The following is a 14,692-nucleotide window of genomic DNA, read 5'->3' as shown; positions in this document are numbered from 1 at the left end:
CCTATTTTATCTCCTACATACAAGTAGCTAACAGCTTAATATCCTTACACTAAACTTAAATGGATCTACAGTGTCAGAGAGTTTCATATATGACACTACTCTTCTACGATTTATTAGGTACGTTCTAAGAATTTTTTGTACAAATTTTCACAGAAATCAAAATAATACACCAATTCTTAAAATTTTCTTAACTTGAAAATAGGTTGACTCATTCATAAGCAAATAACTTTATCACTACATCAAAAAAAATTACACTTAAGATAATAAAATATTATTTTTAAATAACAAAACAAAAATAATTAATGTTATCTAAAAGTAAATATATAATAGATTAACCTTATTATTATAATGTTTATATCTAAAACAGTAAGATAAAATTTTATTTATCAATATAAAACATAACTTATTTAAAAAATAAAATAACTTATATTTTTTATTTTTCAAGATAAAAGAAAGGGTGAATCCGATGATCAACCATGTAAAAACTCCTCTTGCTTTGGGGGAATTATTGAATGATATTAGAAAAGAAAAAAAAATTTCAACAAAAACGATTTTTGCTACAGGAATCACAAGACCTACTTATTATCGCTTTGTTCGCGGAGAAGGTGAAATCAGTCTAAACAATTTTTTAAAAATCATTGACATTCTTGGGATCGAATTAACTGAATTTGAAGAAGTAATCCCTTTGATCAAACAAGGTTCTAAAATTTTAGAAAACCAGTTGGCTGAAGCCCTTGCTAAATTTGACTATCTTGAAATCGCAAAAATTAAAACTCAAGCGTTGGACCAATTTGTTAAAACAGATGGTTTAGGTTATCAATATGTATATTGGCGCGCTGGTCTAATCCACAGCAAGTTCATTGGCGATTATCAAGAATACGAAACATTGATCCAACAAGTAAAAACTTATTTAAATAGTATTGATCTATGGACAAACATCGAACTAAAACTTTTTTCTTCAATTACGGAAACGCTTAATTTTGAAGAATATGATTATTTTTTTAAACGATTTTTATACCGCAGAACGAATCATGAAGAAGTCTTAGACCCATTAGTCTTGGATCTATTGTATTTTGGGTATTACGAAACAGCCCTAGATTCTTGCCGTAAAAGCAATGTCACTGTTGCAACGACATTTATTTTGAAACGAACACCTCACCGTTTTAATTATCGCTTTCGGATTTGGCGATTATTTTTATATGCTGCAAAACTAACGCTTCATGGTGAATTGGAAAGAGGGCAAAAAAAATATAGTCGATTACAAAAAATCATCGCCTATGTCTTCCGAGACGAACAAAAAGGGGTTTTCGAAATCAAGACACTCAATACCTTATGGGAAAAAGTAGAGATCATTGCACAAATGTCCGAGTAATGATAATCACTCATTCCATCAGGTTACGCTTTTTATAGCCATTGGTCTGATTTTTATTATCTACTTAGAAGCTACATTTGCTAAAAGTTTTTTAGTAAATCCAATATTTCATTTACTTTATTCTTTTATGGATGTTCATCTAGTACAATCAACCAGCAAACGTAAATTAATCTTATTACCATCATAAACTCACCTTATTCTAATGATAAAAGTGTCATTTATGAAACTTTTGCTTTGGAGATCACTTTCATCCTCTACTCTTGACCTATGTATGTAAGCAGGCATACATGTTCAATCACTCAGCAAATCTAACGTACACATACATTTGGACATGCATTGCTTGATAGTTGAGGAGGGAGAAAATGAAGAAGAAATCCATAATAAAAACATTATCAAAATTAGTATTTGCTACAACACTTTTATCAATCGGTCTATCTTCTATTGACCATTCGTTGCGATTACCTCATGTACCAATCGCCTTAGCTGAAACAGTTGATAACGCAATTGCCAATGAAACATCTAGGCGAAGCTTAACGATCTGGAAGTACGCGATCACTGACTTTAGTGAGTTGGAACCTCGAGGAGACGGAACCCTCACCAATCCAGATAGAGAGTTGATTCCTGGAATCAACTTCAAAGTGGAACGGGTGAAAAAATTATCGAGTGGTAGCTCTTTAACTGATCCAAAACAACAACAATTGGGCACAGATTACGAAATCGACACCACTTTCAACGCCCAGACAATTACAACTGACACAAGTGGAAAAGCAACGCTTGACTTAGGCATTGGTCGAGCCAATGATGGCATCTATTTAATTACTGAATTACCAGATGAACGTACAGGCGAAAATTTAGCTGCAACCGATGGAAAAAAAATCGAAACAGCTGTTTATCCTTTTTTTGTGCATATTCCCCAAACCAGTCGTACCGATTTATCTTCATTGATCTATGATGTACAAGTTGAACCAAAGAATATTTTAGAAGATTTATTGCATCCTGACAAAACAATCAATGGTGAAAAAGGCGATTCTGTTCAAGCCGGACAATCCTTTCGCTGGGAATTGACTACTAACATCCCAGCAGGTCTCTGGCAAGTCGCCAGTCAAACAGGAACGATCGATATTTTAGATGCCGCTGGACAGACGGTGGATACTGTCGAGATGATCGCTGGTCAGCCCATTGTATATCGAGATACTAGTGGGTTATTACAGCCAAATTTTTCAATGGTAGACGAACTGAATAGTGACTTAACTTATGTTCCAGATAGCGCAAAAATGCAAGTTAGACAAGCTGGTGGTGAATGGACAGACTTGGCGCTTACCGATTATACGGTCTCGTTTGATGCTGAGACAAATAGACTGACAACCACTTTGACAGAAGCTGGTCTGATCAAAGCCGGATCAGTTGCAAATGGCTATACTGATATCCGTACGGTGCTTACCACGTATGTTCCAGAATATTGGAACAATATTGTTGAAAATACCTTTACTGTCAACCATCAACTTCCGGGCCAACGACCAAAAAGTACAACAACACCAGAAACAACGAATCCAAAATACTATACTGGTGGCTTTGATATCGAAAAAATTTCAGAAAATAGCGGGACTGGTCTAGCTGGTGCCGAATTCAAAATTGCCACCTCTGAGAGTAATGCGAACAATAAAACTTTTATTGCTAGTAATGGAAATAGCTATGCAGAGGATGCCAATTTACCATCTGGGATAACTTTCTTAACTTCTACTTCTGATGCAAATGGTCACGCGACTTTTGATGGGTTAGCCTTAGACTGGACGGATGCCAATGGTAATAATTACGTGGAAAATAACGAGGTTACACGCGACTACTGGGTTGTCGAGACTACTGCTCCTCAGGGCTACGAATTATTGAAGGCTCACCAAAGAGTAACTGTCGATTTGACGACCGCAGATGATGCAACGATTGAGCTGACAGTCACTAATAAACCGCAAACAAGCTTGCCATTTACTGGCGGTATAGGCAGAAATCTGATCATCACAATTGCACTTGTAGCCATCGTTATTGGCACAACAGTGGTCATTATCCACAAAAAGCGAAAACAGACGTAAGTCCAGAATGAAAGGAGACTGCAATGAATACTAGTTTTTCTAGACTCAAAGTAAAACCTCCTATTCTAATAGTGATTGTTTTAGCGATTATCCTTGGTATAATCGCTAAAGTCGTTATTGTAGGAGGTCCCCTTCGAGCCAAAGAAGAAGCACATTTAGTTGAAGTAATCAATCAGGATCAAACCTTTATGACAAAAGAAACACAAATTTATGATGATCCTGCAACCATCACGATCAGAAGTACTGAAAATCGTTTACTCGCTCTCCCAGCTAGTACGGATTATGCAATCACCACCTTAAATGAGGAACAGGAGCAAACCATCCCTATCTATTCCACCGAAAATTTTGTTCAAGAAGAAGAGCTTGCTCGTCTAGGTATTGGTGTAGAAACGACGGAAACAACCGTCTCCTCAACTACTGCGTCCATGGTTGAGCCTGCCCTCCCTACAATTGAACAAGCAGTAGCAAGTGATGTAATTGGTGTAGCATCCGAAGAAAACTCAGAACAACCGACTATTTACTTACGCTTAGTCAAAGATCAGCCAGTCACTCTCGTTTTTCGGGAACCAACGAAAGATATGAGTATCGTATTGACGGATGTTTATTCTCAGCAGTATCAATCCCTTTTTCAATGGTTAAGACCAGATGATGTGACTGCATTAGAAGAAACATCCGAATCCCACGTTGAAGAAACGTCATCTTCAGCCGAAGACTCAGACTACGAGGCCCAAACAGAACAAGCTGAAACCCATGATGAAAGAAACGATACAGCACTTCCTCCATTTGAGGAAACTATCGCCGATGAGAATATCTTAGTGGTCGAAACAAAGGAAACTGATTTAACAATGGAAGAACTTCTCGAAGAAGAGTTCCCTGCAGAAGACTCCATCATTACACCAAAATTAGTGGCTGAAGAAATAGATACCAGCGAAGAAACTAGCAGTAATCCTATTGTCATCAAAGATGCCAAATTAACGATGGCCACTGGTACAGACAGTTTTGATTCCCACGATGATCCTGGCTATGATAGTTCTCCAAATAACGATATCGTTCGTTCCAATGATCAAATCTTATACCGACTTGGCTTCTCAATACAAACACAGTTACCAAACGATTACACAAATATCCGCTATCGTGTCGTTAGCACCTTGCCTAACGCGACTACCCTGATTAATGATGCGCCTTTTATTAATGGAGAAATTGCCAATGGCACGTATATTGATACAGGCATCGGTGATGGCACCATGTATTCTGAAGGCATCATGGAATCGATCATCAGCACTTCGGGACAAGTTTTCGTGCCCATCGTTGTCAATGTGTCTGGTGCAAAGAACGGAACGATCATGCAACCCACGTTCAAATTGCAACTGATTGATGCCATAAATATAAATACTGGTGAGTTAGAAACATTTAATCACACTTATACAGTCGAACATTTAGCAAATCTAACTGCGCCGCCAACAATCGTTTCTTCCGCACCTTCTATTGCTGCAACACTCGTCCGTGGCGAGCAAACGACTTATCAAATCTATGATCCTAACGCTACAAATAATGATTCGGTATACAACCTAGGATTAGTCATTGAGCTAAAAAATCTAGATGGACGAAGTATCGGTGATATTCGCGGTTCCACCTACCCTGAAGGACCGATTACTTTTGATCTTATTCAAAATGTCACCGGAACTTTGGGAAATACTCAAATACCTGTAGATCCATCTGAATATGACTCCGCCCAAACACGTTTCTATTCTGTCACAGATGCCGATCGAACGACTGCTGATTGGCAAGCAACCACAGAAGGTAGTCCGTATGAAGCAACATTTGATCCGACAATATTAGCGCACCCATTGCCTGTACCCCACGGAAAAACAAATGAACTTTACTTTTCTGAACCTTATAGTGATCACAAAAAAATCGGGGTGTTCAACTCTGGTAATGTCATGATTGAATTAGGAAATTATCAAGAATCTTGGAAAATCTCAAACTATAAAGGAATCAAAAATATCTATACTTATGACACTTTAGGTCATACCTTTTCAAACAAAGCTTTTATCAGCATTGAATTTATTTTTGACTGGGATCATTCGAGGTTACAGGAATTAATGTTAACAAACAATTGGTCGTATTACACATTAAACTTAAGTATTCCTACTTTAACTTATGATGGAGTAACTACTACTAATGACGCTAAAGTACATTTTAGTAGTTATATGATTCCGACAGGAGATATTTCCTCCGGTCCAAACTTCGTCGTTTTAAATCCTCCAGATCCCATAACAGGCAAGATACACAGTTGGGGAAATCAGGATATTGGATTCAATACGTGGGAATTTAATGTTGGCAAACCGACTCTTATGAGAGGACAAAAATTACATTTAGGAGGCTGGTTTGTCACACAGAATGTTCCTGGAACAGCAACCTCTGACCAAATTTTCCAATGGAATTCCAATGGATTTGAGTATGATATTTCTAGACAACCGTATACACAACGTTATTATCCAAACGAAAGTGATTACTCTTATTTAACGTATGGTGTTAGAAATAATGGAAATGCTATGCCCGACTTAACCGTCCCACATATTGATACAATCGTTTCAAATTACACTTGGTACGACACTCCCCAAGAAGCACAGGAAGCTGGGGTGATCAGTGCCGTCCGATTCCAATACCATATCAATAACGAGCCTACCTTTTTACACTGGAATGGCGTTCCAATAAGAGTCATCGGTCAATCAGGCGCATTGGATGAGGAGGGCGATCCTTATGTCCACCTATCACGTGCTGCTCTCAGAAATGATTCAGGTGTTGTTTTTAAGCAAAGCCCTGCGGAAAATAATCTTACTTTCTTTCCAGCTACTTGGGCCGCGGATGGTTCTAATGTAACCATTCCCTACGATAGTAGTATACCAAGTGCTGTTACTACGCCTTTTCTTGGTACAAATGCCTTTATTAAGAATTTTGGAATTGAAACAGAAACACTTGTATCGAAACCTTTGTATCAATCCGACGAACAAATCGATGTCAAAGTTCGAGGAACATTCTCTGGATCGGAAGAAGTTGATTATGATAGTGCGCTGAATACCATTCTTCCAAAAGGAATCAATTACCTAGCTGGTTCTTCGAAAGATGAACATGATAATCCTTTACCTGATCCAATCATTATCCAACACGAAAACGGAGAAACGACATTGCGTTGGGTGTTTCCTGACTCCTCTATTACAGAGGGGATTGAAGTGAATTTCACGGCTATCAGTGATAGTTCGCAACTAGCATTCAATGACATGGGCTTAACTCATTCACTCGTCATACGTAGTGTTGGTGAAATGTGGATTTCCGATACTCCAGAAATTACAGATACCCGTGCCGAATCAGCTCGATCATCTCAAGACCAGTTCATTCAAGAGCTTGTCCAGCAACTAACAATAAGCAAGTCCGTCAACAAAACATCAATTGAAACAGGAAATCAAGAAATGAATCCTTTGACCGAAGCGGATGCTGATACTTCGTTCACTTATTCGATCACTTCAGCCAACAGTGCCTTACAACCCGCTCATGATTTTCGTCTGATGGATATCTTACCGTATAACGGTGATTCTCGTGGCTCTTCTTTCAATGGTACGCTAGAGGTTCTTTCAGTGGATATCGACACAGAAGGATATACGATGTATTACACCACCGAACCAGTAGAAGATGCGACGAACCCAAATGAGATCGACCTTGCTACATGGACGGAATACACACCCGGTTCAACACCTGATGAAGAAATCAAACATGCCACAGGTTTTATGATCACTAAACCAACTGTTCCGATTGGTGAATCGGTCACTCTCTCCATCACTGTCCAACCAGTTGACCAATTACCAGGCGACCAATATCGAAATACCGCCCATATGAATGCGCAAATCGACTTACCTGTCCATTCACAAGAAACGATTACCCGAGTATATGGCAGAGAGTTGAGCGGGTTCGTATGGTTAGACGAAGATCGCGATGGTCTATACGATGATGGCGAGGAAAGGCTAGCAAATATCCCTGTCAAACTCTATCGAACAAGCCTGACTCACCCAAGCGAAGTAGCCGATCAGTTGGTCGAGCATAACTTGAAAGGAACATCATTTGTTGACAGTAACGGAAATGCCACACTAAAAACAGATGTAAATGGTCATTACAGTTTTAATTATCTACCAGAAGGAACCTATGTAGTAGAATTCCAAATCGGCGATCAAATCGAACGAAAAGAAGTTGCAGTAACGAGGCCAATGGTTGGTGATGATCCTTCCATCAACTCAAAAGCAAATCAAACCACCTTCCGAACCAATGAGTATATCGCTGAACCTTTAGCCAATTTGCCGGGAATGATCACGACAGATGATTCTATCTATCATATTCCTTACTTGAACCTAGGATTTGTCAGTACACTTGGAGAGATTTATTTGTATAAGTTAGAAGCAGGTACCGCTGTAGATGATGATCAGGATGATCAACCAGATATCAATGACGAAAATCAGTTGATTGGAGGAAATAAACTGGCTGGCGCTGAGTTTTCCCTCCACGAAAAAGAATCAGGCGTGATCCTCCAAACGAAGACAACTGACGCGAATGGACGTATTCATTTTGAAGAGGTTCCCTTCGGTACCTATGAGTTGGTTGAAACAAAAGCACCCGATGGCTATGAACTATTGAAACAACCAAGCGAGGTCACATTGGATGAAAACAACACGATCGTTCATCTCTTTGCCGAAGATGAGCTGATCACTGAATTGCCTTTTGCCGGTAACAGTTCAATCATGCAACGTGTCCTTATCGCAGCTGCTAGTTTATCCCTGATTGGTTTAATCGGATTAGGTACAAAATACCAATTGGAGGAAATGAATCGAAAAAAAACAGGAGGAAAGAAAGATGAACCCAAAAAAAGATGATCATTCCATTTTATTTATTCGCCTCCTGTTGGTTCTACTATTCCTCTTCGGTGGTTCAATTGGAAAATGGACTACTCTTGTGGCATACGCAGAAGAAGCCTTCCAATTAACAATTGTAAAATATAAGCTTTCAGAGCAGGAAATGGATAATCACCTACTTCCTTCTGAGCCAACTGGCTCCTTAGAAACGGGATTAACGAACGAACAGGGACAGGCATTAACCCCCTTTCCTGGGATTCGTTATCAAATCAAGAAGGTCACACCGAGTAATGATGCCAGTGATCCTTTTACGGAAATCCCAAGTTTTGAACCAATCGAAATCATCACGGGGTCAAACGGGCAAGCGACTATTCCATTGACTGAAGGACTCTATGAAGTCACCGAACTTGCAAACGATGCATTGTCTTCCCCAGCTAAGCCAGTCGTTGTCCAATTACCTGCAATTACTGCCGATGGCACTCGTTTAGATCAATTGTTTATTTATCCAAAATCAAGCGTGGTCGTCTCTCCTGAAGAAGGAGCTACTCCTAGATCGACTATACCGAAACAAGGGCAAGCGACTACAAAAAGGATTCCACAAACAAGTGGGAATCTCGGTTCACTTTTTCCGGTTTATTTTACACTGGCATTGATCATCTTACTAGGGATCGTCACAATCGTTAATTTTAAACCAAAAGGGAAAAAAAAGCCTTAAACAGTCTAGAACCAATTGTTTCTAACCTAAGAAGTAAGAAGAAATTCACAAAAATCGAGTGTTGATTTTTGTGGATTTCCGCTTATTTCAGAATTTTTCACAACTCTCGTTTTTACATTTCCGAAAGCAGAAAAGAGAAATGACTTTGCTTTTTTCGCAAATCTAAAAACAAAAATAATGAAATGAAAATGAGGTGAACAACCTTGATTGAAAAAGAAAAGAAGTCTGTTCTTTTGTTATTTGCTTCACTATTGATTCTTTTAGGAACGCTCACTTTGATCTATCCGATTTTTGCGAACTATCTCGCAAATCGTGAACGTAGTACTGCTTCCATCAATTACCATCAAGCATTAGAACAGCTAACGAAAGATGAATTAGGGCATAAATTCGAGCAAGCAAAACGTTACAATGAATTGATTTATAAAGAACAACAAGGAGACTTGGTTGACTTCGATGAAATTGAGTACCAAACATTGATCAATACCGCTGGGGTAATGGGTACACTAGACATTCCCGCTTTGGCAATCGAAACCATGCCTTTTTATCACGGCACTGATTTTTTGACACTTAATCGTGGCTTAGGACATTACGAAGCGAGTTCGATTCCAGTGGGCGGTGAAAACACACGATCGATCATCACTGGACATAGCGGTATCCAGAACCAAGTTTTATTTACTGATATCATCCATCTTCAAATTGGCGATCTATTCTTTCTCACGATTTTAGGTGAACGCCTCGCTTATCAAATCGAATCCTTTGAAGAAGTCTTGCCTACTGAAGTCGATAAAGCCAAAATCATCCCTGGAAAGGATATGGTCACCTTATTGACTTGCACGCCACCAGGAATCAATACGTATCGATTATTAGTAAATGGTGTCCGGATTCCTTACAACGAAGCCGTTAATCGACAAGTTGAAAAACGAAATTTCTGGAGTTATCAAACCATTGTATTAGGCTCTTTCAGTGTTTGTCTCACTCTCGCTCTCCTACTTATTGTTCGTTTTCGTTATCTAGTCAAACGCTTTCGCTCTGAAGACCCCTTTGTCAAAGAAAAATCCAGAAAAAAATTGCTTCGCCTTTATTTCTTGACCAAAGGACTCTTTATTACTTTAGTTCTTTCAATGGTTGCTTTACTAAGTGTCGGAATCTATGGCTATACACAAATTCAGAAACAACAAGAAATGGAGAGCATTGATATAGGACAAAATACAGACCTTTCAACGTTCAACTTGCCAAAAATAGCGGCAGCTAACTACTCTGAAATCGACATTGCGAGTGTCAATCTCAGTAATTTTTCCAAAGCGAAGATCAATTACCAACAAAGCATCAATGACTGGGGCATCGGAAAAATAATGATCCCAGAAGTAGCGATCGACTTACCGATACTTGCCGGTATGAATAATGACAACTTGATGAATGGCGTAGCCACTTACACGCAAAATCAACAACTCGGCAAAGGAAATTATGTCCTCTTATCACATAATGTATTTGAACAAAATGTCTTGCTTCATCAAATCGCTCAACTTCGTCTCAATGCAAAGATCTATGCGACAGATTTCAACGAGCTATTTGTCTATGAAGTGAGCTACAACGATGTCGTTGTTGATACAGAAATCGAGTTACTCGAAATCAAAAAAGAAGCACCACAAGCTATGATCACTTTAGTGCGTTGTGAAGGTGACATCGGCACACGTTTTCGTCGAGTCGTTCAAGGAAATTTAAGTAGCGTAAAAAGTCTAAGCACCTTATCCGCTACTGAATTAGCCCAATTAGGCTTAGAAAAAAACCGTACAAACATAGATGGCACGATTCTCGCGGACTCTCCCGTCCATCCCATTAATTCGTGGTCAATGTCCGTGGCGTCTAAGATCGTCGCCGAGCCATTACAGACCTTGATCCCGATCGTTTTTTTCTTATTGATACCGATACTGTTGTTCCATCTTGTTTAAGTGTTTTCCCCCATTGAGCAAAACATCTTCAAAAGAACTACTTATAAAGGAGGTCTCTTTCATGCTTATCAACAGTATCTTATCCCTTGTTGTGTTGGCTATTTTATTTTTCTTGGGAATCCAAATGATAAAACAAGTGAGATTGATTTTGCTAAAAAAGAAAGCCGGTGATCAACCGCTTCTATATAAAAAAATCAGTATTTATGAACTGAAATTATTGAAAAAACAATTTTTTTATCTTTTGATCATTAATAGCTTGCTAACTATTGCATTGGCCTTTTGTGTCTACATGCTGTTTGAACTACAAAATGCTCGAATAAATGACCATCAGACAATCCTTGAGTTAGTTGAACGGGTCCAAGAACTAAAAAATCGATTGGACTAATCAAAAAGAACAAGCAAGTAAAAAAAGGGGGCTGTTTTCTTGTTTATTTGGGTGAATGGTCAACTTCGAAAAAGGAAAAAGAAAGGACCCTATTTCTTAATATGTCTGCTTCTATGCGTTACGTTTACTTATTCGCTTCACCGCTATCACTTTCATCAAGTTACTGGAACATCAATGGAGGATACTTTAGTCAACGGCAACATAGTGATCGTGGACAAATTTTCTTCGCTTACACGTTATAGCATCATCGCTATTCAGCGATCCTCTACGGATGAAATCGTAAAAAGGATTATCGGAATCCCAGGAGATTCTATAAAAGTACATGGGAATGAACTGACCTTGCATTTAGGCAACAAGCCGCATTCTCCTACAGAGATTTTTCGACTGAGTCCAGAAGCAGTCGCGCAAATGAAACATTTGACCTATCTTCCTGAAAATACCTATTTTGTTTTAGGCGATAATCCGGATATTTCTGAAGATAGTCGGACATTTGGACTTGTTAGTCATTCTCGTATTTTAGGAAAAGTTATTTTTAAATAAAAGGAAGTGTTTGACAACTATGGGTAAAAAAAAGAATGATGGTTGGTTTTTCTCAAAAAGTTTATTAGATGAAATTTATCAACTACCACTAGAGGAAGAGATTGATTTGGAAACTGAGGAAGAACTACATGAACCATTCACAAGAAAAATAAGTGAGCTAACGCTAGAAACAGCGACAGTGTCAGAAAAAAAAACAGAAATCGATAGCCACTCGTCTCCCGTATCTTTAATAAAAACCGCAGAAGATGGGCGTATGTTGTATGTGAAGGCTCCTTCTGTTGCGTCTGAAACAAATTTGGAACAAATAGAACAGGAACAAAAAAAGCAAGACGATAAAACCTTCACTTTAGAAGAACAAGCAGGCAAGTTATTGTACCAAGTAAAAAAGAAGTGAAGAAAACAATCTGCGCCGTCTGTCCCTACATCACCTCTCAAACACAAAATACGATAGCAGAAACAAGAGGAGGTTGGAACAGAAGTGTTTAGCCTCGATAAATAAGGCGCCATCCACGAAAATTGTTTTTCAAATTTTTGTGGATGGCGCCTTATTTCCGAAGAAGTTACTCCTGTTTCCGCCTTTTATTCGGTTTTAAAATATGCTAGAGGACTAATGCCCCAGACACTCTTGCTTTTGTTGTATCCACTTCAACGTGATTTTCTCACACGTTAATTTTCTGCCAAAATCGTTTCGATCGTTGCTAGTTCTTCTGGTGCAAAGACGAGATTATCTTTCATTTTGACACTTTCCTGCAACTGACTCAAACGGCTAGCACCGACTAAGACACTTGTCACTGATGGTTGTCGCACATTCCACGCCAACGCCATCTGAGCCAATGTTTGTCCTCTCGCTTCCGCCACTTCCTGTAACTGTGTGATTTTACGTAGTGTCGCTGCAATCTGTTCTTCTGAAAGAAAAGGGATTTCTTTTCGATGGGCACGTGAATCTTCAGGAATACCATGTAAGTAGCGATTCGTTAACAAGCCTTGTGCTAAGGGACTAAACGTGATTGCACCTAGTCCATTTTCAGCAAGAACAGGTGCTAAGTCCGTCTCAAGTAATTCTCTTGAAAACAGATTGTAACGCATTTGATGGATCACGAAGGGTGCATCTTTTTTGCGTAAAATTTCCGCCATTCGCTGTGTGTCCGCCCCATTGTAGTTAGAGATACCGATATAAAGGGCCTTTCCTTGTCGAACTAATTGCATCAATGCCTCTGCGGTTTCTTCCAAAGGTGTTTCAGGATCTGGACGATGATGATAGAAAATATCCACATAGTCCAAACCCATACGTTGCAAACTCTGGTCACAACTGGCAATGATCGACTTACGAGACCCCCAATCGCCATAAGGGCCATCCCACATATGATAACCTGCTTTACTAGAGATAATCAGTTCATCTCGATAGGATTTGAAATCTTCTTTAAAAAGTCGCCCAAAGTTTGTTTCAGCTGCTCCAGCAGGTCCACCATAATTATTGGCTAGATCAAAATGGGTGATGCCTAAATCAAAAGCCCCCCTTAAAATTTCCCGCTGATTACTGATGGGATCATATTCCCCAAAATTTTGCCATAACCCTAAAGACAGTAAGGGCAGCTTTAAGCCAGATCGACCGCTTTTACGATACTCCATGTTTTCGTAACGCGTTTTATCAGCTACATACATTTCATTCACTCCTTATTTTTTATGATTATCACAGAAGTCTTCCACTCCGAAAAAATAAGGAGTTACTTCTGGAATGCCGTTTTTCATTTTCAAGGATAGCAGATGACTACTAACCCAGCTTTTTGATCCATCTCTATTTCAAGTACCCATGTATCCTTGTCTACTTTCAAGTGATACATCAGCTCTGGCAGAAAACGCTATCATAATTGTGTTAACTTATTTATTTCTTGGCTTTTTTTCCCCAATTGTGCGTCATTCTTTGCAAAAATGCTAATTGACGACGGGTTTGTTTTATTTTTTTGTAACGTTTTGGTTGCTTCTGGTAAAATTGTTGATGGTAATTTTCAGCCGGCCAAAAAGCTGTCGCTGGCAAAATAGCTGTAACTATCGGTTTTCTGTAGCGACCTGATGCGCTTAATGCTTGTTTCGACGCTTCAGCAGTTTTTTGTTGCTCTTCATTTTGAACAAAAATGATTGGGCGATATTGTTCTCCGCGGTCTTGGAATTGTCCAAATTCATCCGTCGGGTCCGTTACTTGCCAGTAAATCTCGACTAGCTCTTGATAACTGATCACTCGCTTATCAAATATGATCTCCACTGCTTCCACATGACCAGTATAGCCGCCACTGACTTGGTCATAATTAGGGGAATCAAACTGTCCACCTGTGTACCCGGACATCACAGAAACAATCCCTGCTTTTTGCTCAAAAGGCTCTACCATACACCAAAAACAACCGCCAGCAAATACTGCTCGTTCTTGAACAGTCGGATCTGTCATTTCGTGTTTAGAAAAATCATACCGCGCTTCCCCTAACGGATCGCCGATCATTTGCAAATAGAAATCCATGACGTCTGGCGTTAGATTTTGTCGTAAAGCTAATGGTCGTAAAGAAACTTCCAACTTTTCAAGTACCTCTTTTAGAGAAACAGAAGTTGCTAACTCTTCTTTTGCTGTAATTAGTTGTTGCCGTTCCCAGTCTCGCGTGTTTGGGTTTAAAATCAAATTATAGAGAGTGGTGATTTCTTCCTCTTTCTTCATCGGATCTCCTCCTCCCAAAGTGTCCCTTGTCGATCCAAGGAAACAGGA

At 39.2% G+C, this 14,692-nt stretch carries 10 protein-coding genes; 8 read left to right on the top strand and 2 right to left on the bottom strand.

What is annotated here, in order from left to right:
- Window positions 1-466 precede the first annotated feature (466 nt).
- From IGK77_RS01715 to IGK77_RS01680, 8 genes are all read left to right on the top strand, one after another.
- Window positions 467-1,372 (top strand): helix-turn-helix domain-containing protein, encoded by a 906-nt coding sequence (locus IGK77_RS01715; RefSeq protein ID WP_071866199.1) that lies wholly within the window; start codon window positions 467-469, stop codon window positions 1,370-1,372.
- A 362-nt stretch (window positions 1,373-1,734) separates the two neighbouring features.
- Entirely contained in the window at window positions 1,735-3,456 is a 1,722-nt protein-coding gene (locus tag IGK77_RS01710) for a SpaH/EbpB family LPXTG-anchored major pilin (RefSeq protein ID WP_074799642.1), read from the top strand.
- Between the two features lie 23 nt (window positions 3,457-3,479).
- Complete coding sequence (locus tag IGK77_RS01705) at window positions 3,480-8,375, top strand: SpaA isopeptide-forming pilin-related protein (protein WP_074799641.1); 4,896 nt, start codon at window positions 3,480-3,482, stop codon at window positions 8,373-8,375.
- Window positions 8,356-9,069: a pilin N-terminal domain-containing protein gene (locus tag IGK77_RS01700; RefSeq protein WP_438712863.1), complete on the top strand. Its 714-nt coding sequence runs from the start codon at window positions 8,356-8,358 to the stop codon at window positions 9,067-9,069. Before IGK77_RS01705 ends, IGK77_RS01700 begins: the two co-directional genes overlap by 20 nt.
- 203 nt (window positions 9,070-9,272) lie before the next feature.
- Complete coding sequence (locus IGK77_RS01695; RefSeq protein ID WP_074799639.1) at window positions 9,273-11,018, top strand: sortase family protein; 1,746 nt, start codon at window positions 9,273-9,275, stop codon at window positions 11,016-11,018.
- 61 nt (window positions 11,019-11,079) lie between these two features.
- Window positions 11,080-11,403: a hypothetical protein gene (locus IGK77_RS01690; protein WP_074799638.1), complete on the top strand. Its 324-nt coding sequence runs from the start codon at window positions 11,080-11,082 to the stop codon at window positions 11,401-11,403.
- Between the two features lie 51 nt (window positions 11,404-11,454).
- Window positions 11,455-11,943, top strand: a complete 489-nt coding sequence (gene lepB, locus IGK77_RS01685) for a signal peptidase I (RefSeq protein WP_205216901.1) — start codon at window positions 11,455-11,457, stop codon at window positions 11,941-11,943.
- A 19-nt stretch (window positions 11,944-11,962) separates the two neighbouring features.
- Complete coding sequence (locus IGK77_RS01680; RefSeq protein WP_071866192.1) at window positions 11,963-12,337, top strand: hypothetical protein; 375 nt, start codon at window positions 11,963-11,965, stop codon at window positions 12,335-12,337.
- A 272-nt stretch (window positions 12,338-12,609) separates the two neighbouring features.
- Here IGK77_RS01680 and IGK77_RS01675 read toward each other — a convergent pair whose 3' ends face one another.
- Window positions 12,610-13,605 (bottom strand): aldo/keto reductase, encoded by a 996-nt coding sequence (locus IGK77_RS01675; RefSeq protein WP_074799637.1) that lies wholly within the window; start codon window positions 13,603-13,605, stop codon window positions 12,610-12,612.
- A gap of 220 nt (window positions 13,606-13,825) precedes the next feature.
- Window positions 13,826-14,644, bottom strand: coding sequence for a peptide-methionine (S)-S-oxide reductase MsrA (gene msrA / locus IGK77_RS01670; RefSeq protein WP_074799636.1), 819 nt, complete (start codon window positions 14,642-14,644; stop codon window positions 13,826-13,828).
- Between the last annotated feature and the right edge of the window lie 48 nt (window positions 14,645-14,692).

This window comes from Enterococcus sp. DIV0806c (assembly GCF_051710905.1).
In the GTDB taxonomy this organism is placed as follows: domain Bacteria; phylum Bacillota; class Bacilli; order Lactobacillales; family Enterococcaceae; genus Enterococcus_B; species Enterococcus_B mundtii.
This window is presented reverse-complemented; position numbering and strand designations above follow the sequence as displayed.